Below are 25,488 nucleotides of genomic sequence, written 5' to 3'. Positions count from 1 at the left end.
CGATGGCCGCGACCGACCTGTTCACCCTCGAGGACGCCAAGGCGCAGCTGAACATCGACCCGGACAACACCGACTCCGACGCGGAGCTGGCCGGGTACATCAGCGGCGTCACGCGCGTCGTCGAGCGGTACGTCGGCGCGGTCATCCACCGGACCGTGACCGAGCAGTTCGACGGCGGCGCCGGCGAGGTGCTGCTGTCGAACATCCCGGTCGCGTCGGTCACCACCGTCACCGACAGCGGGACCGACCTCGAGGCCGGCGCCTACTCGGCGACGGAGTCGGGTGTGCTGTCGCGGGTGGCGGGGGCGGCGCGGACGGCGTTCCTGCCGGGCTTGCAGAGCGTCCAGGTGGTCTACGTCGCGGGGAAGGTCGCCGACACCACGGCCGTGAAGGACGAGCTGGCGGAGGTTCGGCTGGCCGGGCTGATCATCCTTCAGCACATGTGGGAGACGCAGCGCCCGGCGGCCGCGGGCCCGTTCTCGCAGGCCTCCGACGACTTCGATCCCCGGTACGCCTACAGCGTGCCGCGCCGGGCGCAGGAGCTGCTTGGCGTCGAGATCGGCGAGTGGGCGGGGTTCGCGTGAGCACGCAGATTCCCGACGCGATCGACCGCCTCGTTGCCCTCTTCGAGGCCTCGCTGCCGGCCGGGACGCTCGTCGCGGACGGCCCGCAGGTGTCCTTCCCCACCGGGGAGTGGGCGGTGGTCGGCGGGGACGGCCCGGTCGACGAGGAGGAGGACGCCGCCCGCTCCACCCAGGCGTGGAAAGGCCTGGGCGCGCTCGTGCGCGACGAGTCGATCGACGTCGTGTGCGCGGTCGGCTCCAGCACGGGGAACGCGGAGACGACGCTACGGCCCCGGCGGGAGGCGGCTACGGCGCTGCTGAAGGCGATCGAGGACGGTCTGCGCGCCGACCCCGGTCTGGGCGGTTTCACCACCGGCGGCGCGGCCGCCGTGAGCGACGTGGCGCTGCGCTACCCCACCAACAGCCAGGGCCTGGCGGCGGTCCTGGTGTTCACGATCAACATCCCGGTCCGGTCCCGGATCACCTGAGGAGGAGTCGATGCGCAAGAGGTTCATCGGCCCGGCGAACCCGGGCCGCGACGAGGCCGGCAAGAAGGTCGACCTCGGCCACGAGATCAACGTGCGAGGCAGCTACGTCGGCAACGTCCGCTCCGGCGAGGTCATCGACATCCCCGACGCCCTGTGCGCGGGGAGCGACGACGACCCGGCGCCGGTCTGGCCGGCGGACCTGTGGGAGGACGTCACCGACGTCGCCCCCGTGAAGACCAAGAAGGGTGAGGACTGATGGGGACCCGGAGCGGTCTGGACGCGCAGCTGGGGTTCGCGCCGGAGGTCACGTTCGGGACCGGCGTCACGCCGACGCGGTTCGTCGAGTTCGACAACGAAGACATGAAGTTCATGCCGACGTGGCTGGAAGGCGAAGGCCTGCGCGCCGGCCGCAAGTTCAAGCGCGCCTCCCGCGTCTCGGTCAGCCGGAAGGACGTCAACGGCAAGGTCGACATCAAGGTCCCCAACAAGGGCCTTGGCCTGCTGCTGAAGGCGATGATCGGGTCGTCGGCGACGGCGACGCAGATCGGTTCGTCGGACGCCTACGAGCAGATCCACACCCCCGGCGACATGTTCGGCAAGTCGCTCACGGTTCAGGTGGGGCGGCCCGAGCCAGGCACCGGCACGGTGCGGCCGTTCACCTACACCGGCTGCAAGGTCACCCAGTGGGAGATGACCGTCCAGGACGGCGACCACCTCAAGCTCAGCGTGACGATGGACGGCCGGGACGAGGACACCGGCACGGCGCTGGCCACCGCGAGCTACGCCAGCGGGGCGGAGTTGTTCAACTTCTCCCACGCCACGCTGCGCCTGGGAGGCACCCCGGCCACCGCAGGCGGCGCGACGACCATCACCGGCGGCACCGCCGTCGCCGCGGTCGTCAACCAGATCCAGCTCAAGGGCGAGTCGCCGATGGCCGTGGACAGGTACGGCGTGGGGAACGCCGGCCTGAAGGCCGAGCAGTTGGAGAACGACTACCCCACCGTCACCGGCAGCCTCGACGCCGAGTTCGCCAAGGCCGAACTGTACGACGTGTACAAGGCCTACCAGGCGCTCGCGCTGGAACTCACCCTGGAGTTCGGGGAGGCCGACACCGGCGAGCCGTTCCACCTCAGCTTCATCGCCCCGGCGATCAAGTTCAAGGAGTCCGGGCCGAGCGTGGACGGCCCCGGCCTGGTCAAGGCCAGCGTGGACTTCGAGGTCTACGACAACGGCGTTGACCCGGCCTACCAGTTCCGGTACGTCAGTACAGATACCACTCTCTGAGCGATAACTACTACTAACATGTAGGGGGTGAACACGGCGCAATGTTCGTTCGACGGATGCAAGAACAAGATGCGGCACAGTGGCACCGGCTTGTGTGCGACGCATCGCCGGATGCAGCTTCGCGGGGAGGAGTTGCGGCCATTGCGCCGTTCCGCCTCGCAGACCAGTTCGACGTGTACCGGTCCCGAGTGCTCGCGCCCAGCAGAAGCCCACGATCTCTGCAAGGCGCACGGGAATCAGCTACGCAAGTACGGCGAACTCCATGTGATCGGGGATCGAGAGCACAGAGCCAGCAAGCATCGCGAGGCGTGGGCGCGAAGGTCGCCCGAGGATCGGCGCGCGCACATCGAGAAGATGATCGCTGGTCGTCCCTCAGTAAGGACGCTGGAGCATTCCCAGAATCTGTCTCAGTCGCTCCGCGCGATGTGGGAGGAGAAGCGGAAGGACGCAGAGCCGTACGAGCGCCTGTGTCTCACGTGCGGCCAGACGTTCACCGTTGTCCCCAAGCCGGGCGGCAAGCAGTACTACTGCACGCTCGAATGCAGGCGGATGTATCAGCGGCTGCGACGGTACGGCCTGACCTACCAGGAATACCGGGCGCTCATGGAGCGCCAAGGCGGCGTCTGTGCGCTCTGCCGACAGGAATGGAGAGGCTGGGGCGGCAGGACGGGGCTGCACGTGGACCACTGCCACCGAACGGGGCGGGTGCGCGGCCTTCTGTGCGGCGACTGCAACACGGCGCTCGGGAGGTTCGGCGATGATCCGGTCCTTCTTCGGCGCGCTGCGGAGTACCTCGAAGGCGGGTGATCTCTGATGCACGTCTCCGTCTCATCCCGTGACCTGGCCCGCCTCGGCCGGGACCTTCAGCGTGCGGGCCGCAAGGACCTGAAGAAGGAAGCGCTGAAGCGGATGCGGCGGAGCGTGCAGCCGATCGCGCCGGAGATCAAGCGGGCAGTGAAGGCGACGCCGGGCGGGACGAGCGAGGGCCGGTCGGTCGCGGCGCGGGCTGCTCGGCCCCGCCGGCTGCGCGACGCGACCGCCCGCGGCGTCCAGGTCAAGGCGAGCCTCACCGGGAAGTACGCCGGCGTCCGCCTGCGGGTGGACACCCGCCATTTCCCGGACGGGGAGAAGAACCTCCCCAAGTACCTGGAGGGGACGCTGCCGCGGTGGCGGTCCCCGTCGTGGGGCCACGACCCGTGGAAGGTGCAGCGGGCCCACCCCTACTTCTTCGTGACCATCCGGCCGCACATCCCTGCCGTGCAGGCCGAGGTCGCGAAGGTGATCAAGGAAACGATGGACGAGCTAGGCGGCGGCACATGATCATCACGATTCAGAAATGCCTCGTTCCCGCATGCGAGGGCGCGAGCCACAAGTGGGAGTTCGAGACGCCCACCCTCCGCGAGTTCCAGCGAATGGAGAAGATCGCCGGGATCGGCGTCGACCAGTTCGCCGGCGGCCTGGACGACGCGCTGGACACCGGCATCACCAGCGCGGCGATCGATGCGGTGCTGGCGATGGTCGACATGCTGCATCGCCGTGAAGGCGTCAAGGTGCCCTTCGAGGACATCGACATCGACCCCAGCGACTTCAAGCTGGACGTGGCGGACGGCGACCTGGAGGACAACGACGAGCCCGGCGAGGCCGCGGAGGACGGCGAGGGAAAAGACCCCGACCCGACTCCGCCCTCCCACCCCCACGAGGCGGCGGCGCCGGACGCTCCGGCATCTGGCCCCGCGACCGGGGAGGCGTCCAAGCCCAAGTCATCGCCTACGCAGACGGACTCTGGCGGTGGTTCGGCCTCACCCTGATCACCGTCTGGGACCTGACCCCGCCCGAGTTCGTGGGGCTCGTCCAGTTCATCGACCAGCGCAGGCGCGAGGAGAGGGAGGAGGCGAACCGTGGCGAGTACTGAAACCAGGAGAATCCAGTTCGACTTCATCGCCCGGGACCGGGGCGTGCAGCGCACGACCCGCGAGACCGGCGAAGCCATCGAGGACATGAACGATGGCGTGGAGGCCGGCTCGGGGAAGATGGGCAAGCTCGGCGCGGTCGCCGGGAAGCTCGGCCCGATCCTCGGCGCGGTCGCCGGCGCCGCGGCGCTCATCGGCCCGGCCATCGCCAAGGGCCTGGACGCCCAAGAGGCCGGCGCGAAGCTCCAGGCGCAACTGGGCGTCACGGCCAAGGAGTCGCAGCGGATCGGCGGGGTCGCCGGGCGGCTGTACTCCAAGGCCTACGGCGAGAACATGGACGAGGTCCGCGAGTCCATCACCAAGGTCATCCAGAACATGGACGGCATGCGGACCGCGAGCTCGGCGGATTTGCAGGCCACCAGCAAGCGCGCGATGGACCTGGCCGCGGTGATGGGCGAGGAGGTCGGGCCGGTCACGGTCGCGGTCGGTCAGATGATGAAGACCGGCCTGGCCAAGAACTCGCGCGAGGCCTTCGACATCCTGACGCGCGGCGCGCAGATGGGCGCCAACAAGGCCGAAGACTTGTTGGAGACGTTCAACGAGTACAGCACTCAGTTCCGCGACTTGGGCCTGTCGGGCGCGCAGGCCATGGGCATCATCCAGCAGGGCTTGCAGGGCGGCGCGAGGGACGCCGATGTCGTCGCTGACGCGATGAAGGAACTGAACATCCGCGTCCAGGACATGTCCGCGGCGCCCGCGCTGGAGAAGCTCGGCCTGAACGCGGACAAGATGGCGGCCGCGTTCGGCAAGGGCGGCCCGGTCGCGCGGCAGGCCCTCGACCAGATCACCGACCGGCTCCGCAAGGTCACCGACCCCACCAAGCGGTACGCGCTCGCGCAGCAGATCCTCGGCACCCAGAGCGAGGACATGGGCAAGGCGCTGCTGAAGATCGACCCGTCCGAGGCCACGAAGAAGATGGGCCAGTTCACCGGGGCGACGGACCGGGCCGGGAAGGCGCTGCACGGCACGTTCAAGGCGCGGCTGACGGGGTTCAAGCGGACCGTCGAGACGCAGGTGACCCAGGTCGCCGCGAAGGCCTTGGACGGGCTGGCGAAGTTCGGCGGGCAGATCCGCAAGGGCTTCCAGCTCCCGAAGACGGGCAAGGCCGTCAACGACTGGCAGCGGTTCGGGGTCGAACTGCGGAAGGTCGCGGACTGGGCGCGCAGCAAGCTCGTCCCGGCGCTGCGCGACATGGGCGACTGGATCTCCAAGAAGATCGCCCCGGCGATCACCAAGTTCTACAAGACGGCGCTGAAGGATCTGTTCGCTCAGCTCCGCCGCATCTACGGCGAGATCGCCAAGAGCGACGTTCCGTGGGAGAAGATCCTCAAGGTCTTCCGGCGGATCTACGAGTTCGTGATCAAGTTCTTCCTGAAGATGTGGTCGGTCGAGTTCAAGATCGCGCTGAAGATCGTGGGGACGTGGATCGTCTACTCGATCAAGAGTTTCCGGTTGCTGTGGAAGGTCCTGGAGATCGGCTGGGCGTCGATCAAGAAGGGCTGGAAGGCGTGGCTGGAGTACTACGGCAAGGCCAAGCCCGCGATCGACAAGATCAAGGACGCGGTCGTGCGGTCCACGACCACGATGACCCGGATGTTTCTGAACTTCGCGACCAACGTGGTGAAGGGCGCGGCGAAGGCCTTCGGGTGGGTGCCCGGCCTGGGCGGCAAGCTCAAGGGCGCCGCGAAGGCCATGGAGAAGTTCCGCAAGGACGTCAACGACGAGATCGGCAAGATCACCGCCAAGCGGAACGTGAACATGACCGTCAACGCGCGGGGGCTGTGGGTCAACGCCCACGACCCCGCCCGCCGGTTCCCCGGCCTGGCCAAGGCCAAGGGCGGCCCGATCCCCAGCATCGGCCCCGAATCGTCGCGCGCCTACGACTCGGTCCCGGCGCTGCTGAGGGTGGACGAGCACGTGTGGACGCCGGAGGAGGTCGATGACGTCGGTGGGCACGGCGCGATGCTCCGGCTCCGCGCCCTGGCCCGCAAGGGGCTGCTGAAGGGCTACTCCGGCGGCGGTCGGGTGTCCCAGGGGATGGGCCTGACGGCCACCACCCCGAACGTCCGGGCGATCCGCCAGGACCTCGCGCCGATCCCCGCCGGGATGACGAAGCTGTTCCTCCAGATCGCCAAGACGCTGGCGAAGATGTTCGGTGGCGCGAACGGCGTCGTCGCCGCGGCCCGGTCCATGATCGGCTACCCCTACAGCTGGGGCGGCGGCGGTAAGGGCGGACCCTCCTACGGCATCGGCCGGGGCGCCGGCACCTATGGCTTCGACTGCTCGGGCCTCACTGAGTACGCGTGGTGGAAGGGCGCGAAGGTCTCCATCGGCGGCGATACCTACAGCCAGTTCCCCAACTCCCACGCCACCTCCAGGCGCCCCGGGGCGCTGGGGTTCCCGCACATGGGCCATGTCGTCATCGCCAGCGACAAGCCGGGCCACATCATCCAGGCGCCGTTCACCGGGTCCCACGTCCAGGAGGTCGCGTCCGGCCGCGGTTACGCCTGGCGGTGGCCCAACGGCGCGCGGTTCTACACCGGCGGCGCGGTCGGGCAGGCCGCGAGGGCGGCGATGTACGGGGCGACCCGGCAGCGGGTGAGGGCCGAGCAGCTCGGGATGCTCGGCAACCCCGGACGGCGCCGCAAGCGCGGCGGCCGCGTCGGGTTCGGGACCCCCTACCTGGTGGGTGAGGAGTCGGCCGAGGTGATGGTCCCGGCCTCGGCCGGGACGGTGCACCGCGCCGGGTCGAAGGTCGTCGTGGTCCACCAGCACATCGACGTGACCGTGAAGGTCCCGCCGACCGTCGACAAGGGCGCGATCGGCCGCGAGATCAACGAGTGCCTGTTCGAGTACAAGAAGCGCGGCGGGCGCCTCGCCGCGGCGGGAGGGCGGGCCTGATGGCCGACTTCGAGTTCAACATCGTCAAGGGCCGCATGGCGTACTACGCAGCCTTGCCGGCAGCGAATGACGCGCTGATCGCGGTCCTGCTGAAGTCGTCTGGGCTGGAGGCGGACGGTGCCCTGAAGGACTACGACAACCTGTCGGTCCTGCTGGCCGGGACGACCGACGAGGCGACGTTCACCAACTACGCCCGCAAGACCCTCACCAGCGTGACCGCCACGGTCGACGACACCAACGACCGGGTCGACGTCGACGCCGATGACCTGTCCTGGGCGACGGCCGGCGGCGCATCGAACAACACCCTCGGCAAGCTGCTCATCTGCTACGACCCGGACACCACGGGCGGCACCGACGCGGACCTGATCCCCCTCACCGCACACGACATCTCGGTGACGACCGATGGCACGACGCTGAACATCGCGTTTCCCTCCGGCGGGTTCTACCGGGCGACCTGATGGCCTTCAGCATCGTCGGCGCAGGCAGCGACGGGGCTAACGCCTCGTCGCTGTCCGGCACGTCCTGGCCCGCGGGAGTCGCGGCCGGGGACGTGTTCCTCCTGTGGTGGACGATGCAGAACACCTCGACCCCCGACACCTCCCCGGGCGGCGCGACGCAGGTGTCCCTCCAGGTCGGCGACTCCGGGTCCATGCAGGTCGGGTTCTACGTCAAGGTCTGCACCGGCGCCGAGTCCGGGACGATCACCCTCAACGGGTCCGCCGCGAACCGGCAGTCGGCCGAATGGGTCGTCATCCGCGGCGCGCACACCACCTCCCCGATCGACACCTGGCAGGTCCGCGACGAGGCCTCGGCGGTGTCCTCGCACGCCTGCCCCGGCGTGACGCTCGGATACGCCAACTGCGGGATCGTGACCGCGATCTCCGAGCGCGCCTCCAGCGGCACCACCGGCTGGACGCCCCCCAGCGGGTACACCGAGCGCGCCGACTCCACCACTCTGGCCACCGGCACCGGCGGTACGGTCGGAGCGATCGCCGACGACGGGCTGGCCACCACCCGTTCGGCTGGCGCGACGGTGACGCCGCCGAACTGGACGTCGACCAACGCGTTCGCGAGCGCGAACGTCCTGGTCTGGACGGTGTCCCTGCGGCCCGCGCCGACGTCGATCAACGCCAGCGCCGGGCGGGTGACCGGCACCGGGACCGCGCGGCCCGTCACCGCCGCCAAGACCCTCACGGCAGGACGTGTCACCGGGACCGGCACCGCCCGGCCGGTCACCACGACGCAGCTGCACGTCGTCGGCCGCGTCACCGGCACCGGGACGGCCCGGCCGGTCGAGGTGTTCACCGCCTCCTCCGGGCAGGCGGTGTTCCCTGTCCTGTCGATCGAGGCCGCGTTCGCCTCGGGGGCATCCACGTCGACGCTGCTGACGCTGGACGACCCGACCCGCGGCCGGCTGAACACCGGCACCCTCGGCGACGGCACCGCCTCGGACCCGACCTGGGTGGAGCTCGCCGACCGCGCCACCGAGGGCACGGGCAGCGTCATCCGCGGGTCCCAGCGGGTCGACTCCCCGATCGTCACCTACGACCCCGGGACCCTGTCAGTACCGCTCGCCAACCGCGACCGCGACCTCGACCCCTCCAACCTGAACGGTCCGCACGTCGACCCGCTGAACGGCACCAGCCGCGTCACCGCGATGCGCGCCGTCCGGGTCCGTGCGACGTGGGCGGACGTCACCTACGAGCTGTTCCAGGGCACGGCCGACCAGTGGCTGGTCGCCTACCAGGACCCCGGGCAGGCGGTCACCACCCTCACCGCCACCGACGCCTTCAAGGTCCTGGCCGGTATCTCCCGCGGCGCGGTCCCCCCGGCCGGTGAAGGCGAGAGCAGCGGCGCCCGCATCAACCGGATCCTCGACTCGGCCGGATGGGGCCCGCTGGACCGCATCATCGACGACGGCGACACCGCCGTCCAGCAGACCGCCCTGGAGGGTGAGGCGCTCGGCGAGCTCCAGCTCGTCGCCGACTCCGAGATCGGCGAGCTGTACGTCGACGGCGGCGGCCGCGTCCGGTTCCGGGCCCGCAACGCCCTGCTGCAAGACGAACGCTCCAACACCTCCCAGGCCACCTTCGGCGACGACGGAAACGAACTCCCCTACAAGGACCTCGCCGTCGCGACCGACGACGCGACGTTCTACAACGAGGTCCGCGTGACCCGCGCCGCCCGCGCCACCGACGAGGGCGACCCGCCGGACGAGCCGGTCGAGCAGGTCGCCTCGGACGGCGCGTCGCAGGCGCTGTTCTACAAGCGGACCTTCACCCCGCCGTCCGCGCCGGTCCTGATGGCCGACACCGACGCCGCGGCGTACGCGCAGTGGCTCGTCAGCGTCTCCGCCGAGCCCGAGCTCCGGTTCACCGAACTGGTCATCGAACCCGCCGTCCAGCCGGCCGAGCTGTGGCCGCAGGCCCTCGGCCGGCAGATCGGGGACCGGATCACCGTCATCCGGCGGCCGCCCGGCGGCGGCGACCCCATCGAAATGGACTGCTTCATCCGCGGGATCGTGCACGAGTTCGGCGGCGAGGAGTGGACAACGAAATGGACGTTGCAGTCCGCGACCCGGTACGGGCGGTTCCTGGTGCTCGATGACGTGCTACTCGGGCAGCTCGGCAGTAACCGGCTGGCCTACTAAGGAGGATGGGATATGGGTCTGGGATTCAAGACCTTCGCGGTCGGTGAGGTGCTCGGCGCAGCCGACGTCAACGGCTATCTGATGCGGCAGACCATTCCCGCGTTCTCATCCAGCGCGGCGATCATCGCCGGTATCACGAGCCCGGAGACGGGACAGCACGCGGTCGCCCGCGACACCGGGAAGCTCTGGTACTACGACGGGACGGCGTGGCGCCCGACCTGGCAGTCCGGCATCCAGCTCGTGAGCTTCAGCAGCAAGACCAAGCATTCGCTGGTGGTGAACTTCCCGACCGCGTTCGGGGCGGCGCCGTCGATGTGTGTGAACATCGCGACAGGTGCCGGGGCCACCGAAATGTGGGTGGCGCGCATCACCGAAATCTCCGCGACCAATTTCACGATCTTCGTGTTCAGCACGAACGGGTCCACCGGCACGTGGACGAATATCGAAGTGGAGTGGCTCGCGTTCCGTAAGTGACCCCCCGGCAGTTTGAGGAGTATCCAGTGAGCGACCCTGTTCCGGCGAACCCGACCGGCAAACCGATCGTTTTCTATTCGCCCCATCAGGACGACGAGACCCTGTTCATGGGGCAGGCCATCGCGCACCACGCCCTCGCGGGCCGTGAGGTGCACGTGGTGCTGCTGTGCAACGGGGCCCTGTCCGGAGCCCGCGCGATGCTCAACGGCACGGCGAGCAGCGGGTTCTGGGGCGGCTACCACTACCCGCCGCGCGAGGGGTACGCGCCGCTGAGCGAGGACGACTTCGGGCTCGCCCGGACGCGGGAGTTCGTGGCGGCGTGCGCGCAGCTCGGAGTGCCGGCGGAACGGGTTCACCTCGGCCGCGCGGACGCGCCCGCGGCGACGTCGGCGGACCTGCCGGACGGCATCTCCACCAGCTGGGCGACGGACGTCATGCAGTCGTGGGCGACGCGCTTCGCCGCCGAGGGCTGGCCGTCCGTGGGGCACTACACGATGTGGTGGGGCGACAACCACGCCGATCACGCCGCCCTGGGCAACGCGCTGAAGTCCCTCCGCAGCTCGGCCCCGGCCGCGTTCGTGGACGCGCGATGGCTGGTGAAGCCCGAGCAGGCCAGCGCGGCGGGCGCGGCGGCCTACACGATCTCGGCGACGTACTCGGCGATGGCCGTGCAGATGGCCCGCCGCGCCGGCTGGTGCTACCGGTCCTGGCAGCCCCCCGCCTGCTACGCGGTCGGCTACCACTCCGTCTCGTACTTCACGGGGCCCGAGAACGGGACCGCGAACTACATCGTCAAGCCGTAGCGCAGCCGGATCGGAGAGGTGATGGACGGGGGTGACGATGGCCGATGAGTCCACGATCGCCTGGCGCCTGGCACAGATCGAGAACGCCGTCCGTGACCTCGGCAACCGGGTCGTGCCCATGGACCTGTACTCCCGCGACCGCGCCGAGATCGAGCGGGACATCGCCGAACTCCGCGCGCAGCTCGCCGAGGAGAAGCTCGCCCGCAAGGAGGCCGACCGGGATCTCAAGGCGGAGATCACCGGCCAGGGGTCGAACTGGCGGCAGGCGATCTACGCGGGTGTCATCCCCGGCGCGCTGTTCCTGGTCGGCATCCTCCTCCAGCTCAAGGGCGGCAAGTGATGGCTGAGCGGGTGGGGTGGGTGCGCCGGAACTTCGGGGTGATGGCGGTGGGTGTGGCGTTCCTGGTGCTGGCCGCGTGGACGTGGTCGGCGGTCGGCGACCTGAAGGGCGACAACCGGGAGATGCGGCGCGACCGCGACCTCCTCGCGCAGCAGGTGCGGCAGATGGGTGGGGTGCCGCTGAAGTCGCCTACGCCCGGCCCGGCGGGATCACCGGGCACGCCGGGTGCGGAGGGCCGTCCTGGCTCGCCAGGCGCCTCGGGTGCGCCGGGTTCGCGCGGCCCGGCAGGGTCGGCGGGTGCGGCAGGTTCGCCCGGGCGGGCCGGGCCGTCCGGTCAGCCGGGGACGCCTGGCGCGGCGGGGCAGCCGGGCAAGGACGGCGCGTCCGGTGCGACGGGACCGCAGGGGCCCGCGGGTCCGGCCGGCCCGAAGGGCGACCCGGGCGAGCGGGGGCCGTCCGGCCCGGCGGGGCCGGTGTGCCCGGAGGGCTACCACCAGGAGACGGTCCCGGTCGTCACGGCGGGCGGCCCGACCGACTCTGCGATATGCGTCAAGGACTGAAGGAGAGCATGTGAGCTACACCGCCGCCGCCGCGATCAAGGCGGCCGAGGGCGAACTCGGGACCCGCGAGACCGGCACGAACAACACCCCCTACAACCACTGGCTCGGCGCGATCCCCGGCTACCCGCATGGCGGCTACGGCTACGCCTGGTGCTGCTCGTTTCAGGGCTGGGTGGCCGACCAGGCGGAGGGCGAGGCCAACCGCGACTACCCGCGCACGGCCGGGTGTGAGGTCGCCGTCGGGTGGTTCAAGGCGCACGAGCGGTGGAGCTCCACCCCGCACGTCGGGGACTGGGTGTTCTACGGCCCGCGCGGCGGCACGCACGTCGAGCTCGTCGTCGCCGTCTCCTCGAGTTCCATCACGACGATCGGCGGCAACACCTCCGGTTCCCTCGAGGGCCGCTACTTCAACGGCGACGGCGTGTACCGCAAGACCGTCGCGCGCAACTCTGACCGCATCTACGGCTACGGCCGCCCCGACTACGAGGAGGACGACATGCCCAGCGAGAAGGCGCTCTGGCAGTGGGACGGGATCGAGGCGCCCGCCGGCCCGGACGGCAAGCCCCTCAACCCGAAGAACCCCACCTGGCGGCCGGACTCCTACCTGCGTGAGACCTACATGTGGGTGCGGCGCGTCCAGCGCGAGCAGGCCGCGACGCAGGCGACGGTCATCGAGCTGTCGAAGGCCGTCGCGCAGCTCGCCGCCGACCGGGGTCAGCAGGTCGACCCGGACGCCCTGGTCCAGCGGATCACGTCCGCGATCGAGAACGTCACGGTTCGCCTCGACGTCGCCGACGAGTCGACCGCCTGACATGCGGATCTACTACGACTCGGAGTTCCTGGAGGACGGCCGGACGATCGAGCTGATCTCGATCGGTCTGGTGGCCGAGGACGGCCGCGAGTACTACGCGGTGAACTGGGACATGCCGTGGCGCCGCATCGTGCGGCACGAGTGGCTCCGCGCGAACGTCGTCCCGTCCCTGCCGGTCGTCCGGCACGACGGCATCCGCCCGTTGCGGAAGCCTTTCCTCGACCGTGCGCACCCGGACGTGAAGCGCCGCGCCCGGATCGCCGACGAGGTCCGCGACTTCCTCCAGGCGACGCCCGACGTGGAGCTGTGGGCGTCCTACGGCGCATACGACCACGTTGTCCTGTGCCAGCTCTGGGGCGCGATGGTCGACCTGCCGGACGGCGTGCCGATGTTCACGCGCGACCTTCAGCAGGAGGCCGCGCGGCTCGGTAACCCGCCGCTGCCTGAGCAGGCGGGCGGGTTCCACAACGCGCTGGCGGACGCCCGCCACGTGAAGACCGTGGCGGAGTCCCTGACCGCCATGCCAACTGGCAAGAAGGAGTGAGCATGTCCGCACCCGTGGAAGCCAAGGTCAAGACGCAGAGTCTGGCGACGCTCGTCGCTGGCTTCGTCGTCGCGTGGGTCGTGGTGAAGGTCCCGGCGCTGGCCGGGCTCGCCGACGTCCTCCAGGCGGTCATCATCGGCGGCATCGCGACGGCGGTCGGCGCGGTGACGGGGTGGCTGACCAAGCACACCCCGCGCGCCCCGTCGCAGGTGCCGCCCGCGCCGCGCCTCTGAGCAGGCTTTTTCCCGGATCCGGGAAAAGGTCCTGATCGCGGGCGGTCCCCCCGAGCCGCCCGACGCGAACGCCCCTCGCCTCCCCGGACCCCGGAGGCGGGGGGCGCTTCGCCGTATCCTGGTCTGGCCGTCCGGTGTAGCTCAGCGGCAGAGCGGCCCGCGTTGGCGGGCATGGACCCCGGTTCGATACCGGGCACCGGCAGCGGCGCCGCTGCTGCCACGGGAAACCCTGGCACCCGGTGATCCGGCGCAAGCAGCACGAGCGCCCCCGTCCATCAGGGCGGGGGCGCTCGCATTTGCGCAGGTAGTGTGTGATGCGTCGGCGGGTGGGGAAGCCCGACCGGCACGCGGCCCCGTCTCCTTCGGGAGGCGGGGCCGCTTCGCTGCGTCCGGGGTCAGTCGTCGGGGAATTCGACGGTGATCGTCTTGTTGCCCTTGCAGGTGGTGCAGGTGCCCGACTTGGTGAAGCCCTTGCCTTCGCAGGCGGGGCAGGGCGCGGTGCGCTTCTCATAGACGATCGGGGAAAGGATCTCTCGCATCGGGGGCCTCCATCATCTCGCGGTACTCTTCGCTGTCCTTGGGGATGACGCCGCACTTGCGGCACCCGAAGGTGTCCTCGCGTGCCCGCGCCGGGTCGGCTTCGTGCTTGCCGCCCATGGGGCAGGGTGCCTTGGCGAGGCGCCGTCCTTCCTCGCTGAACTTCCACATGTTTGCTGAGCGTAGCCTCCTCGTGTCTGCTCGTGGTTGGGATGGAATCCGCGGCCCCGGGTCCCACCGCGCCGGGGATGACCGGGGCCGCGGGTCTAGGTGCGGACCGCGAGGAGTCCGGTGATGGCGACGGCCGCGCTGATGACGTCGTGCGCCTCGGCGAGCGGCTCACCCCAGTGCGTCCAGAACCACAGCGCGCCGCCGTCCTTCTCGCGGGGGCGGCAGGTGATGTGCACGGCGCGGGGGACCTCGCCCTCGACGCGGACGGTCAGGTGCCCGTTGTGGGTGACGTCCAGGCCGCGGGCCTTGAGGTGGACGCACAGCGCGGCGAGGCGGGCGCTGGAGTTGGCGTAGTCGCTCACCGGTGATCCTCCCGGCTCTGCTCGCGCTCACGAGCGGCGGCGCGCTGGACGATGTCGCCCAGGTAGGCGGTCCGGTCAACGTCCTCGCGCTGGCCCTGCCAGTACTGCGACTCCGGGACCACGACCTCGTTCATCAGCAGGTTGTAGGCGGCCAGCGCCATGCCCAGCCGGTGCCAGCGGCCCGGGTCGGCGTTACTCGCCACGGGTCGCCTCCCGGATCCGGTCGGCGAGGCCTTCGGGGGTGTCGGCCGAGACGTCCGCGACCCGGTTCAGGATCGCCCGCGTCAGGGGGCCGCGTGTCGCCCACCAGCGCCCGCGGTCGGTGTGGATGATCGACCAGTCGGGGAACTCGTCCTTCAGCCGGGCCTTCGCGTCGGCGTTGGTCGTCTCGTTCGGTACCGTCTCCATAGCCCGACTCCTGTTCGGGTCAGGCCCCGGAACAACCGGCGTTCGCCCGCCGGCCGGGGCCGCCTATGTGTCCTGAGACACCTTCCGCTCACCACTCGACCGGATCTGGCGTTAGCGTGGAAGCCCCTACCTGCTGCCTCTGGGCTGCAGGCAGCGGTTAAGACAGGGTCCATCCGGGGCGAAACGGGTGAACATGACGACCTTCGGCGAGAGGTTCCGCGCGCTCATGGCCGAGCGGCGGGTGAGCCAGCGCAGACTGGCGGACCTGGTCCCATGCAACGACGGGTACCTGTCGCGAGTTGCCCGCGGTGAGCGGGTCCCGTCCGGGCGGATCGCCGAGCGGCTCGACGAGCTCCTCGACGCCGGCGGACAACTCGCCGCGCTGCGCGACCCGTCCCCGTGGCGGACGCTGAACGGCGCCGTCAGCCTCGACGACCGCGAACGCCTCGCGCTGGCAGCCAAGCGCCCCGCACGCCTGGACACCGCCACCCTCGACACCCTCAGCGCCGTCCTGGCCGGGCAGCGGCGCCTGGAGGACACCATCGGCCCGGCCGCCCTCCTCAGCCCCGTGACGGGCCAACTCGACGTCCTCACGTCGATGCTGCGCGACGCGCCCGCCCCGATGCGGGACCGCTTCGGCCGGCTCGTCGCCGAGTGGAGCGTCTTCGCTGGATGGCTGAACGCCGCGCTACGCCGTGACGCGCAGGCGGTGGCGCTGTTCGACCGCGGAGCGGAACTCGCGGACGAGTTCGAGGACGGCACCATCGCGGCGCTCGCGGTGTCCTTCGCCGGGTACGTGGCCCGTCAGCAGGGACGCCCGCGGGCGGTGGTGCGGGCGTCGGCGGCGGCGCTGGCCACGCCCGGCGCGCACCCGGCGCAGCGGGTCTTCGACCGGCTCCAGTCCGCCCGCGCGCACGCCGCGCTCGGCTACACCGACCAGGCGCGGCGGATCCTCCACGACGCCGCGGACCATGCCGACGACGTGACCGACCCGCCCCCGCCGATCTACTGGTATTCGCCGCCGTTCTTCCGCCTCGTCATCGGCATCACCCTGTCGTCGCTGGGTGACCACGAGGACGCGGCCGCGCTCGTCGCCGAAGGGAAGGCGGGCCTGCCGGTCGAGCAGCAGTCGGCGGAGTGGGTCGCCGAGTTCGACGAGATCCTCGAACGCGACCGCGCCGACTAGGCGAACCGGTTCCACCCCACCCGAAACCGGTTTCGCCCCCGGTATCGGGGATGACCTGCACGGTTACTGGTTTCGGGGCTGCCCGGGGTCCCCCGGATACGGGCCGCTGACGGCCTTTCGGGAGCCCCGGGCCCGGAACCGTCACCGCTCGGGGAGGTCCTCCCACCGCACGCCCTTCGCCGAGCCGCCGGCACCGCGCCGGTTGATCTGCTGGGTGCCCACCCCGTACGGCTTCAGCGCGTTCGCCAGCGTCGTCGACGCCGACGACCGGGCCTCGCGCTGCTCGTCCTCGCCGAGCGCCTCCAGGCCGGCGGGAAGCCACCCGCCGTACACCTCGGGCCGGTACACGGCGAGGGCCTCGACGAGCCGCGCCGAGTGCACGGCGCTCTCCCCAGCCGGCCACACCGCCCGCACGTCGTCGATCAGGTCCGTGCGCTCGACCTCGGCGACCTCCTCGCCAGCGGCCTCCCCGGACAGCGTCCCGGCCGCGATCCGCAGCGCCAGGGCCCGCTTCCCGATCTCCTCCGCCTCAGTCTGCTTGATGAACGCCGCCCGGACGGTGCCGCCCTCACGGCCGCGGACGAGGATGCCGGTCCCCTGCTCGGACGCCGAGATGTCCATCGCACGCAGGCCCCGCTCGTTCGCGCCGGTGCCGAGCACGTTGTTGTTCGCGCGCCAGTCCATGACCGCCAGGCACAGCCGCGTCCCGACACTGGACGACACGCTGGAGGGCAGGGACGGGGCGTCCGGGTTCTGCGTCAACAGGATCAGGATCAGCCCGTACGCGCGGCCCTTCTTGATCAGCCGCGTGGACAGGTCAGCGGCCTCGTCCTTGTACTCGGGATGGGTGAACAGCTCCTGCGCCTCGTCGACCACGATGACGCGCGGCCCGAGGTCGGCCTCGGGGTACTTCTCGGCCAGGGCGCGCGTGACCCGGCGCCCCTCCGGCGTCTCGGAGGCGGGCAGGCCCCGGATGAACTCGGCGCGGCGCTTCTGTTCGGTGATGCCGGCGCGCAGCCCGGCCAGCGCGGCAAGCAGATCCTCGTCGTCGTCGCCGGACACGTACCGGTGGCAGACGGGCCGGACCGAGTCCAGGTCACCGGACCCCTTCAGCTCGAACACGTGGAGCTGCGCGGTCGGGTCGAGCGCGACGCCGAGGACGATCGCCAGCGCACACGAGGTTTTCCCCGATCCGGGGATACCTCCAACCAGCAGGTTCGAGTACATGAGGGTGATCTCGACCAGGTTGCCGCGCGGGTCGAACCCGAACGGCAGCGGCCCGAACACGTCGGCCTGGCCCTCGCGCATCAGCGGCCACAGCTTCCGCGGCGCCTTCGCCGGGTCCTCGCGGGCGACCCACAGGCGAAGCCGCCCGGGATGCGCGGCGCGGTCGCCCTCCGGCCACACGGTCGAGATCGGCCGGCGCATCGCCGCGGCGAGATCCTCCCGCTTCTCCAGCACCTTCGCCGCGGTGGTCGCGCCCGGCAGGTCGATCTCTGCCAGCCAGCCGGGGCCGTCGACTGCGATCGGGGAGGCGAAGTCGATGCGGCCCTTGACGCCGATCGCGGCGAGCGCCGTCTCGACCTCGGCGGAGTCCAGGCGCCGCTGCAACCGGACGGCCACGTACCGGGTGATGATCGGGCGGTCGGTGTCGCGGCCGATCCACCCGAGGGCGCACAGCGCGGCGGCCCCGGCGGCGGTGAGCGTCCACCCGGGCAGCAGGACCGCGGCGAGCGTGACCAGCAGCGCGACGGGGACGGCGACGACGAGGGAGAGGCGGCGGCGCGGCCCGGTGCGGCGGGACTGCACGGTGACGAACCGCGTCCAGGTGTCGGGGTCGAGCGCGGCCTTGGCTTCGGCGGGGCGGGCCTCGGCGTCGGTCACCCACCTCCACCACTTCCGCGCCGTCCGGGCGCCACCGCGCGGCGCGCACGCCCACAGGCGCCCCACGTAGACCGGGGCCCGGACGGTGTGGAACGCCCACTCCCGCCCGTACCACCGCGCGACGAACGCCGCGGCGTCGGCGAGCTGGCCGCGGTCGCGCAGCCACACCGGCAGCACCCGGGGCGCCTCGTCGAGCCGGGCCCGGCGGTCGTCCAGCCACCCGGGCCGGGCGGTCGCCGGGTCGTCGACCGGGACCGCTTCGACGGTCTCGGCCTCCAGCTCGACCGCGCCGGCGCGTGCGTCCTTGATGAGCGACACGGCCTCGTCGTCCGGCACCGCGTACAGACGGGGCAGCGTCACGAGGCGGCCTCCGCAGCGAGGATGATGCGCACGCGCCTGGCCTTCGGGTGCCCAATCCGGAGCTCCCGCCGGAGCTGGCGGACCGAGGGGAGACCACCGGTCGCGAGCACCTCGGCGTACCGGTCGCGGGCGGTCGCGACCACCGGGACGAGGTCCGGCTCGACGGGTGCCTCCGCGCCCTGCTCCGGCTCGTCGTCCGGCGCCTCCGGGAGCGCGGCCGGGAGCGGCTCGCGAGAGGGCTCGATCTCGTCCCACAGCGCGTACCCGTCCACCGCCTCACCAGCGGACCCGAGGTCCGGGAGAGGCCACCAGGACGACGATGCGACGGCCCTTGCAGGTCCCTCGAAGGGACTCGCAAACTCAGGGGCGGGACCGGTGGTCGCGACAGGCGCTCGCGTGACCAGACGGTGAAGCGTCCGCAGCAGGACGAGCAGGCCGAGCATCGAGGCGACCGGCGGGACGGCCGCGGTGAGCTGGTCGCTCAACTCGTGGTCGACGTGACCGATGTTGAACGCCAGCGAGACACCCCAGCCGGTGGTCGCGATCGCCCCCGGGAGCAGCAGGTCCGCCCACGACAGCGCGGACTTGCGGAGGCGGTGGCCCTCCAGCGTGAGGGCGAACAGGCCGAGCTCGCCGACGCCGATGAACACGTCGACCATCGCTGGGAACGACATGGCCTTCCAGTCGTTGAGTCCGTGCTCGGTCGCCCAGCCGTACAGGCCGGCCCACGACTGGGCGAACCCGACGCCGGTGGCGGCCAGGACACCGGTTGCCATGAAGGCAACGGACGCCAGGTGCGCGATGCGGGTCGTGCGGTTCATCGCCCCGTCACCTCACTCGGCAGGCCGTCCACGGTCCGCGACAGGTCCTCGACGGTCCGGGCCGCGAGCGCCGCGCCGAGCCGCTCGTGCAGCTCGCCCATGTCCAGCCGCCCGGCGGCGAAGTGGCTGTGGAGCGCGTTGACGAACACGTCGCGTTCGGCGTCGCCGATCCGGGCGCCCTTCCGGCACGACAGCAGGACGCTGGACACCGTCTCCGTCTGCACCACGGGCACGGCCTGGCGCTCGCGTTCGGCGGTCAGGGCGCGCATCCGGTCCTGGTAGATCCGCGCCGACCACAGGCACGCGAACCACACCGTCCCGCCCGTCGTCCCGAGCGCCCACAGCGCCGACACGGTCGGGTGCGCGGCGAAGAAGCCGAACAGCCCGGTGCCGAGCAGGACGGCGGCGGCCAGGAGCAGCACGCCGAACAGCACGTCCCCCGGCTCACGGTTGCGGCGCCTCACCGGGACACCTTCCCCGCGCGCAGGATGATCCCGGCGATGACCGCGCACGTCTCGGGCTCCCACCCAGCGAGCCACCGGAGGATGCGGAGGTCGTAGGCGCCGAGCTCGACGCCGGCGGCCTCGCACGCGGCGGTGAGCTGGTCGAGGGACAGGCGGCCCATGGTGCCGGGCGCGGTGCGGGCGTGGGCGTAGACGTGGGAGACGGTGTCGGCGGCCTGCTGGTCGGTCTCGTACGGGCCGACGTCGGCCGGTAGGTTCTCCTGCATGGTTCGGACCTCCTAGGAAAGGTCGGGATCTAGGGGCCCGCCGGCGGTGCAGTCGCCGGACGGGCCCCGCTCGGTTACTTCTCGGGGTTGCCGGTGCGGGCGATCGCCGCCAGCTCCAGCAGGTGATGCGCGAACTCCTCCGCCTCGTCGAGGGTGAACTGCAGACCGACCGCCGCGTCGTTGTGGCCGACCTCGATGCGCGGCGCGACCTCCCGGTAGTGCTGCCGGATGTACATCCGCGCCTCGTCGGGGTCCTCCCAGGCGTCGCCGGCGGTGTCGTTGCCGGTGAGCACGACCACCCGGGACTCACCGGTGTGGAGACGGTCGTCATAGCAGGCCTTGGCCGGGTGGTCGTCGGGCCACTCGCACCACGACGGGCAGCCCTCGGGCAGCCACCACGGGCGCGCGGCCTCACTCGGGGCGAGGGTGTGGGTGCCGGCTTCGGCGCGGGCCGCGAGCGCGAACAGGATCTTGCCGAGCCCGACCGCCTCGCCGACGCTGAGCGGACGCTCCTGGTCGCGGCGGCGCGCGTCCCGGACGAGGTCGACCTCCGGCGCCTGGCCCGGCGTCTGGTAGAGCCGGGCCATCATCGGCCCGGCCTCCTCGTCCGCCGAGAAGTGCATGACGTCCTCGTGGTCGGTGCACCAGGGCGGGCAGTCGTTCGTCTGCGGGGCCGGGCGCGGGCTGGTGCCGGCGCGGCTGGTGGTCGGCTCTCCTGCGGGCCGTGGGCCCGGGATGCTCGCCTCGGCCGCCTCCTGCGGCCTGGTGGCGTCAGTAGTGTTGCCCATGGGTCAGGACCTCCTCGTCCTGGTCAAGGGCCTCGGTTTGCGGTGGTGTCGCTTGCCGGGGCCCGCCCTATTGGCGGGGGGCTTCGTCTCGGGTTCCCTGTTCGAATACGGAAACCGTGTATGAACACAATAAGCAGAAACCTTGTATGCACACAAGGCCTCTGCGAGAATCCGTGTCAATACACGAGACGAGGGGCCATGACCGGAGACGACAAGCACAGCCGGCCACGACCTGTACGGATGCCTGACGCCATGTGGGATGCCTACGGGCGCGTCTGCGAGCGCCTCGGCACCGACCGGGCCGGCCGGACGCTCGACCACATCCGCGCCGACATCAGGGCGCACGGCGACGAGCAGGACCTTGCCGACCTGGAGCGCGCGGAGCGGGAGCTCGCCGAGCGGCGCTCTCGAAAGGGCGGCCGCCCGCCGAAGGGTGCGGCGAGGTGAGGTGTGGGAGAATCTGGGGAGACGATCATGCGTGCGAGCGCGGGTCAGGCTAGGCGAGACCAGGCCTCTCGGAGAGTCTCCGCAGGTCATAACCCCTATGGGGCAGGTAGTGAGCATGGCACGGCATCCCTGATAAGGATGAGGCCGGAGGTTCAAGTCCTCCTAGGCCCACTCGGAGTTGGGAGTGGTGTGGTCGAAGCCCTTCGGGCTTCTTCCCCGCCACTCCTTCGTCGTGTTGGCCCGGGGGGCGACCCCCGGACCCCCGATGTGGGGGCTCCGCCCCCACGCCCCCTGCCGGTTGCGGTTTGCTGATCGGCTGTCTGTGTGTGGTTGGGGCTCCGCCCCTCGCCCCCGCTGGGTGCGGTTTCTTGAAGGGTCCGTGTCCGAGGTGACGTTGCCCCTTGCCTACCGCGCTGACGTGGAAATCCTGTGGGACTACCACGACATGCACCACACCATCCGGCCTACCGACGTCGCCATCGGGCTCGGCAGCCATGATCTCGGGGTCGCCACCTTCACCGCGGAACTCCACCACGCGGGGATGTTCCCCCGCATCGTCTTCACCGGCGCCAACGCACCGACGACGATCGAACGATTCCCACGCGGCGAGGCCGTCCACTACCGCGAACACGCCATCGAACTCGGAGTCCCCGATGAGGCGATCCTGGTCGAGCCCAAGGCCACCAATACTGGCCAGAACATCGAGTTCACCCGCGAGCTGCTCGCAGAGCACGGGATCGAAGTCCACTCGGCGACGTTGATCTCCCGGCCCTACCAGCAGCGTCGCGCCTACTCCACCGCCAGGAAGCTGTGGCCAGAACTTGAGGTCGTTTGCGCGTCGCGACCGCTTTCGCTGGACGACTACATCGTGAGCATCGGGGATGCGAACCGCGTTATCGACATGCTGGTAGGCGACACCCAGCGCATCATGCTCTACCCAGGCCGAGGATTCGCCGTCGCCCAGGACATGCCCCCCGAAGTCGAAGCGGCCTACCACCGTCTGACCAGGGCCGGCTTCACCACCAGGCTCATTTGATGGCTCCCCGAACGAGAACAAGGCGCCTCGGACCGTCTCAAAGCCGGCCGATGTCGCGGGGGCGATTCTTGGTTGCGGAGGTGAAGAGCCAGGGACAGCATGGCGTTGTTGGTGGCCTGGCGTCGGCGAGCGGCTGGCGACAGGCCGACAGTGCCCGTCTGCCCAGCCGGTAAGGAACCACGCTTTGACCAATTCGCACGCGTTTCCCCTGGAGCCCACCCCGATCCACGTGCCGGACGAGGTTCTCGATGACCTGCGTACCCGTCTCGCATCGACCCGTCCGCCGCTGGACGAGGGGAACGAGGACTGGTCCTACGGCGTCCCGGACGGCTATCTCCGGGGGCTGGTCGCCTACTGGCGCGACGGCTACGACTGGCGCAAGGCCGAGGCCGCCATCAACGCCTACGAGCACTACGAGGTGAGCGTCGCAGGGGTCCCGGTGCACTTCATGCGGAAGCCCGGTCGCGGGCCCCGCCCCATCCCGTTGATCCTCACCCACGGCTGGCCGTGGACGTTCTGGCACTGGTCGAAGGTGATCGACCCGCTGGCCGACCCGGCCGCGTTCGGCGGCGATCCCGCCGACGCGTTCGACGTCATCGTGCCGTCCCTGCCCGGCTTCGGCTTTCCCGGTCCGCTCACCGGTTTTCCGGACGTGAACTTCTGGAAGGTGTCCGACCTCTGGCACACCCTGATGACCGAGACCCTCGGATACGAGAAGTACGCCGCGGGGGGCTGTGACATCGGCGGGATCGTCACCAGCCAGCTCGGCCACAAGTACGCCGACGAGCTGTACGGCATCCACATCGGCTCCGGGCTGCCGCTCGACTTCTTCAACGGACCCCGCGCCTGGGACTTCGCCCGGAACCGTCCCCTCACCGATGATCAGCCCGCCGAGGTCCGCGCCCGCATCGTCGAGATGGACCGTCGCTGGGCGCCCCACCTCGCCGTGCACATGCTCGACGGCGCCACCCTCGCCCATGGGCTGAGCGATTCACCCGCCGGATTGCTCGCATGGCTGCTGGAGCGTTGGAGCGCCTGGAGCGACAACGGGGGCGACGTCGAGTCCGTCTTCAGCAAAGACGACTTGCTCACCCACGCCACGATCTTCTGGGTGAACAACTCCATCGCCACGTCGATGCGCTACTACGCCAATGCCAACCGCTACCCCTGGGCGCCCGCCCACGACCGCACCCCGGTCGTGCAGGCCCCTGTCGGCCTCACCTTCGTCGCGTACGAGAACCCGCCCGGTATCCACACGACCGACGAGCGAGTCGGGGCGTTCAAGAACGGTCCGCAGGCCGACTGGTTCAACCATGTCAACGTCAATGCCCATGACCACGGCGGCCACTTCATCCCCTGGGAGAACCCCGACGCGTGGGTGGGCGACCTTCGCCGCACTTTCCACGGCCGCAGGCCCTGACCGGTCGCAGTGGAATCGGGGCCGGGTTCGCGTCGGAGCGGGCGGCTGTGAGCGGGCGCTACAGGGAATTGCGGGTCTGGGGTGTCAGATCGTCGACCACCTGCGCGACCGCCTCGACCAATGCCCTGCCTGCGGGAGTCCCGGTCACCGTCCACACTTCCCGGTCTTCTTCTTCGACGTCCGTGACGCCGCTGACGTCGCTCAGCGCGGCTGCGATGCGTCGTCGAAGTTCGGATTCGAGAGGGTCGGTACGGACGAACTCCATGACCCAGACGCTGACGCTCCACCACGGCCCCGCGCGAAGCTTGGAGGCCGATACGGCGCGCAGGTCTGGCTCATCCGTCTTGCGAATCCACTCTTCGGCTATCCCAGAGTCGAGCGGCTGAACCTGCTGGACGTCATTACTCACGCGACGAGATTAGTGCGGATACGCCGAACCGGCCCAGATGCCGTCTAACTCGGGCGGAGGCGGATTCGGGTGGCCAGTGCACGGGGCGCCCCCGTCGGGGACGAAGGTGAGTCCTTCGTGGGGGTCACTCGACGGGGGCCTCGTGGGTCACTGCGGATACCGGCAAGCCGAACAGGGGCGCCGCCCCAGCTTTGGAGTTCGGCCCGCCAGGCAGCCTCTGGATCGATTCGGCGGCACGGCACGCCGCGCCGTCCGGGTTGGTCCGCCGGGCACGTGTCAGCGAGCCTCAGGCGTGCTGGAGGGTGCGGGCCGCCTTGACGGCCTCGCGCAGGTGCTCCTCCTGTTCCGGAGACAGCGAGGTCTGGATGAGCCTGCCGCCCAGCGGCGCCATCTCCGGAACGGCCTTCTCGGGATTGCGCTTTTCGACCAGCATGAACACGGCCGCGGTGCCGGGTGGAAGGTTCTCGCCCAGGTCGCGCATGAACTCGTTGTCGATGCCGATGTCGGCCGAGGCGCCCATCGCGGCGCCGGCGGCACCGCCGATGGCCATGCCGAGGAGCGGCATGAAGAAGATGAGCCCTATGAGCCCGCCCCACGCGGCACCGCCGAGCGCGCCGCCTGCGGCGAGGTTGCGGGCCTGGTGGAGCTTGATCTTGCCGTCCTGCCTGCGCTCGACGATGACGACGTCCGCGAGCTCGATGACGTGTTCCTTGTGCAGTTGGATGAGCTTCTCGCGCGCCTGCTCGGCATGCGGCAGGTCGTCGTAGGCGACGGCGATCAGATCGCTCATGTTTCCCCCGATGTGTCCCCTGCTGCCGGGTGCAGGGGGACGCGTGTTCGCTTCATGCGGCGGTTCCCGGCGTGCCGATCACCCATGTGATCTGGTGAGATGACTGAAAGGTCCCCAATGTGCTGTCTGTCGCAAACCGTTGGCGAGGTGCTCTTGGGACGGGGCTGAGCGAAACGTGGCCTGCGATTGGGGAAGGCCCGCGGACGCGTCGGACGACTGGCCGGTCCCCTGGGGCGCGGGAGTCTGTTCGGTGGGGCGACGCGCGTGACGGAGCCGTGGGCTCGCAATTGTCGGGGAGCGGGGCCGCTGCGGCGCTCGCGCCTCTCCTTGGAGAGGCAGGTCGCGTGGCCTTTCGCGGCTGCTCGTCGCTTGGCGGAAGGTGTGGAAAAGCGTGGCCGGCCTGGACGCCGCCTCGATGCTGATCAGGCTTTCCGGGCCGGTGGAACTGCGTCTGGCTGCGCAGGCCGGAAGACGGTTATCCAGATTGGGAGGGTGTTTCTCCACAGGTTGTGGATAAC

At 70.5% G+C, this 25,488-nt stretch carries 32 protein-coding genes and 1 tRNA gene; 22 read left to right on the top strand and 11 right to left on the bottom strand.

All coding sequences use genetic code 11. From position 1 onward, the window contains the following. Positions 1–2: 2 nt before the first annotated feature. The 18 genes from FKD65_RS24240 (at position 3) to FKD65_RS24155 (ending at position 13,823) form a co-directional block, all read left to right on the top strand. Positions 3–584, top strand: a complete 582-nt coding sequence (locus FKD65_RS24240) for a head-tail connector protein (RefSeq protein ID WP_141579660.1) — start codon at positions 3–5, stop codon at positions 582–584. After that, positions 581–1,051: a hypothetical protein gene (locus FKD65_RS24235; RefSeq protein ID WP_141579659.1), complete on the top strand. Its 471-nt coding sequence runs from the start codon at positions 581–583 to the stop codon at positions 1,049–1,051. The genes FKD65_RS24240 and FKD65_RS24235 overlap by 4 nt, the downstream gene beginning before the upstream one ends. Before the next feature lie 10 nt (positions 1,052–1,061). Then, on the top strand, positions 1,062–1,307 hold the full coding sequence (locus FKD65_RS24230; RefSeq protein ID WP_141579658.1) for a hypothetical protein: 246 nt from the start codon (positions 1,062–1,064) through the stop codon (positions 1,305–1,307). After that, positions 1,307–2,335, top strand: coding sequence for a phage tail tube protein (locus tag FKD65_RS24225; protein WP_141579657.1), 1,029 nt, complete (start codon positions 1,307–1,309; stop codon positions 2,333–2,335). Before FKD65_RS24230 ends, FKD65_RS24225 begins: the two co-directional genes overlap by 1 nt. 27 nt (positions 2,336–2,362) lie before the next feature. Further along, a complete protein-coding gene (locus FKD65_RS45035; protein WP_240809577.1) occupies positions 2,363–3,142 on the top strand; it encodes an endonuclease VII domain-containing protein in 780 nt (259 codons plus the stop codon). Positions 3,143–3,148: 6 nt separating this feature from the next. Beyond that, a complete protein-coding gene (locus FKD65_RS24215; protein WP_141579656.1) occupies positions 3,149–3,655 on the top strand; it encodes a hypothetical protein in 507 nt (168 codons plus the stop codon). Further along, complete coding sequence (locus FKD65_RS24210) at positions 3,652–4,143, top strand: hypothetical protein (protein ID WP_141579655.1); 492 nt, start codon at positions 3,652–3,654, stop codon at positions 4,141–4,143. The genes FKD65_RS24215 and FKD65_RS24210 overlap by 4 nt, the downstream gene beginning before the upstream one ends. A 90-nt stretch (positions 4,144–4,233) precedes the next feature. Beyond that, complete coding sequence (locus tag FKD65_RS24205) at positions 4,234–7,206, top strand: phage tail tape measure protein (RefSeq protein WP_141579654.1); 2,973 nt, start codon at positions 4,234–4,236, stop codon at positions 7,204–7,206. Further along, the gene (locus FKD65_RS24200) at positions 7,206–7,664 is read left to right on the top strand and encodes a hypothetical protein (RefSeq protein WP_141579653.1); all 459 of its coding nucleotides are present in this window, start codon (positions 7,206–7,208) and stop codon (positions 7,662–7,664) included. Before FKD65_RS24205 ends, FKD65_RS24200 begins: the two co-directional genes overlap by 1 nt. Continuing rightward, the gene (locus tag FKD65_RS24195; RefSeq protein ID WP_141579652.1) at positions 7,664–9,856 is read left to right on the top strand and encodes a hypothetical protein; all 2,193 of its coding nucleotides are present in this window, start codon (positions 7,664–7,666) and stop codon (positions 9,854–9,856) included. Before FKD65_RS24200 ends, FKD65_RS24195 begins: the two co-directional genes overlap by 1 nt. 12 nt (positions 9,857–9,868) lie before the next feature. Beyond that, the gene (locus FKD65_RS24190; protein ID WP_141579651.1) at positions 9,869–10,330 is read left to right on the top strand and encodes a hypothetical protein; all 462 of its coding nucleotides are present in this window, start codon (positions 9,869–9,871) and stop codon (positions 10,328–10,330) included. A gap of 26 nt (positions 10,331–10,356) precedes the next feature. Beyond that, positions 10,357–11,133: a PIG-L deacetylase family protein gene (locus FKD65_RS24185; protein ID WP_141579650.1), complete on the top strand. Its 777-nt coding sequence runs from the start codon at positions 10,357–10,359 to the stop codon at positions 11,131–11,133. A 37-nt stretch (positions 11,134–11,170) separates the two neighbouring features. Then, positions 11,171–11,473, top strand: a complete 303-nt coding sequence (locus tag FKD65_RS24180; protein ID WP_141579649.1) for a hypothetical protein — start codon at positions 11,171–11,173, stop codon at positions 11,471–11,473. Next, a complete protein-coding gene (locus tag FKD65_RS46310; RefSeq protein WP_141579648.1) occupies positions 11,473–12,033 on the top strand; it encodes a collagen-like protein in 561 nt (186 codons plus the stop codon). Before FKD65_RS24180 ends, FKD65_RS46310 begins: the two co-directional genes overlap by 1 nt. A gap of 10 nt (positions 12,034–12,043) precedes the next feature. Continuing rightward, a complete protein-coding gene (locus FKD65_RS24170; protein WP_168221166.1) occupies positions 12,044–12,844 on the top strand; it encodes a CHAP domain-containing protein in 801 nt (266 codons plus the stop codon). 1 nt (position 12,845) lies between these two features. Further along, entirely contained in the window at positions 12,846–13,388 is a 543-nt protein-coding gene (locus tag FKD65_RS24165; RefSeq protein WP_141579646.1) for a 3'-5' exoribonuclease, read from the top strand. 2 nt (positions 13,389–13,390) lie between these two features. Next, positions 13,391–13,621, top strand: coding sequence for a holin (locus FKD65_RS24160; protein ID WP_141579645.1), 231 nt, complete (start codon positions 13,391–13,393; stop codon positions 13,619–13,621). A gap of 131 nt (positions 13,622–13,752) precedes the next feature. Next, positions 13,753–13,823: transfer RNA gene (locus FKD65_RS24155), tRNA-OTHER, on the top strand. Positions 13,824–14,016: 193 nt separating this feature from the next. Here FKD65_RS24155 and FKD65_RS44385 read toward each other — a convergent pair. The 4 genes from FKD65_RS44385 to FKD65_RS24140 form a co-directional block, all read right to left on the bottom strand. Then, entirely contained in the window at positions 14,017–14,160 is a 144-nt protein-coding gene (locus tag FKD65_RS44385; RefSeq protein WP_168221165.1) for a hypothetical protein, read from the bottom strand. Positions 14,161–14,424: 264 nt separating this feature from the next. After that, a complete protein-coding gene (locus FKD65_RS24150) occupies positions 14,425–14,691 on the bottom strand; it encodes a hypothetical protein (RefSeq protein WP_141579644.1) in 267 nt (88 codons plus the stop codon). Next, entirely contained in the window at positions 14,688–14,894 is a 207-nt protein-coding gene (locus tag FKD65_RS24145; protein ID WP_141579643.1) for a hypothetical protein, read from the bottom strand. Before FKD65_RS24145 ends, FKD65_RS24150 begins: the two co-directional genes overlap by 4 nt. Next, positions 14,884–15,099 (bottom strand): hypothetical protein, encoded by a 216-nt coding sequence (locus FKD65_RS24140; protein WP_141579642.1) that lies wholly within the window; start codon positions 15,097–15,099, stop codon positions 14,884–14,886. Before FKD65_RS24140 ends, FKD65_RS24145 begins: the two co-directional genes overlap by 11 nt. Before the next feature lie 193 nt (positions 15,100–15,292). Between FKD65_RS24140 and FKD65_RS24135 the strand changes: the two genes are divergently transcribed. Then, a complete protein-coding gene (locus FKD65_RS24135) occupies positions 15,293–16,285 on the top strand; it encodes a helix-turn-helix transcriptional regulator (protein ID WP_141579641.1) in 993 nt (330 codons plus the stop codon). 141 nt (positions 16,286–16,426) lie between these two features. On the opposite strand, the gene FKD65_RS24130 is transcribed toward FKD65_RS24135, so the two are convergent. From FKD65_RS24130 to FKD65_RS24110, 5 genes are all read right to left on the bottom strand, one after another. After that, entirely contained in the window at positions 16,427–18,529 is a 2,103-nt protein-coding gene (locus FKD65_RS24130) for an FtsK/SpoIIIE domain-containing protein (protein WP_141579640.1), read from the bottom strand. Beyond that, entirely contained in the window at positions 18,526–19,350 is an 825-nt protein-coding gene (locus tag FKD65_RS24125) for a DUF2637 domain-containing protein (RefSeq protein ID WP_141579639.1), read from the bottom strand. Before FKD65_RS24125 ends, FKD65_RS24130 begins: the two co-directional genes overlap by 4 nt. Further along, on the bottom strand, positions 19,347–19,814 hold the full coding sequence (locus tag FKD65_RS24120) for a DUF1707 domain-containing protein (protein ID WP_141579638.1): 468 nt from the start codon (positions 19,812–19,814) through the stop codon (positions 19,347–19,349). Before FKD65_RS24120 ends, FKD65_RS24125 begins: the two co-directional genes overlap by 4 nt. Next, positions 19,811–20,080: a hypothetical protein gene (locus tag FKD65_RS24115; protein ID WP_141579637.1), complete on the bottom strand. Its 270-nt coding sequence runs from the start codon at positions 20,078–20,080 to the stop codon at positions 19,811–19,813. The genes FKD65_RS24120 and FKD65_RS24115 overlap by 4 nt, the downstream gene beginning before the upstream one ends. 74 nt (positions 20,081–20,154) lie before the next feature. Beyond that, positions 20,155–20,868, bottom strand: coding sequence for a hypothetical protein (locus FKD65_RS24110; RefSeq protein ID WP_141579636.1), 714 nt, complete (start codon positions 20,866–20,868; stop codon positions 20,155–20,157). A 240-nt stretch (positions 20,869–21,108) separates the two neighbouring features. On the opposite strand from FKD65_RS24110, the gene FKD65_RS24105 reads away from it, so the two are divergent. From FKD65_RS24105 to FKD65_RS24090, 3 genes are all read left to right on the top strand, one after another. Then, positions 21,109–21,315: a hypothetical protein gene (locus tag FKD65_RS24105; protein ID WP_141579635.1), complete on the top strand. Its 207-nt coding sequence runs from the start codon at positions 21,109–21,111 to the stop codon at positions 21,313–21,315. Positions 21,316–21,694: 379 nt separating this feature from the next. Continuing rightward, entirely contained in the window at positions 21,695–22,351 is a 657-nt protein-coding gene (locus tag FKD65_RS24095) for a YdcF family protein (protein WP_240809576.1), read from the top strand. A gap of 184 nt (positions 22,352–22,535) precedes the next feature. Further along, entirely contained in the window at positions 22,536–23,771 is a 1,236-nt protein-coding gene (locus FKD65_RS24090; protein WP_141579634.1) for an epoxide hydrolase family protein, read from the top strand. 58 nt (positions 23,772–23,829) lie between these two features. Here the strand turns inward: FKD65_RS24090 and FKD65_RS24085 are convergent, their stop codons facing one another. Beyond that, the gene (locus tag FKD65_RS24085) at positions 23,830–24,180 is read right to left on the bottom strand and encodes a hypothetical protein (RefSeq protein WP_141579633.1); all 351 of its coding nucleotides are present in this window, start codon (positions 24,178–24,180) and stop codon (positions 23,830–23,832) included. A gap of 286 nt (positions 24,181–24,466) precedes the next feature. After that, positions 24,467–24,970, bottom strand: a complete 504-nt coding sequence (locus tag FKD65_RS24080) for a DUF1269 domain-containing protein (RefSeq protein WP_141579632.1) — start codon at positions 24,968–24,970, stop codon at positions 24,467–24,469. Between the last annotated feature and the right edge of the window lie 518 nt (positions 24,971–25,488).

It is taken from the genome of Actinomadura sp. WMMA1423 (assembly GCF_006547145.1).
Lineage (GTDB): Bacteria > Actinomycetota > Actinomycetes > Streptosporangiales > Streptosporangiaceae > Spirillospora.
Note: the sequence above shows the minus strand (reverse complement) of the source record. Positions and strands in the feature narration are given on the sequence as shown.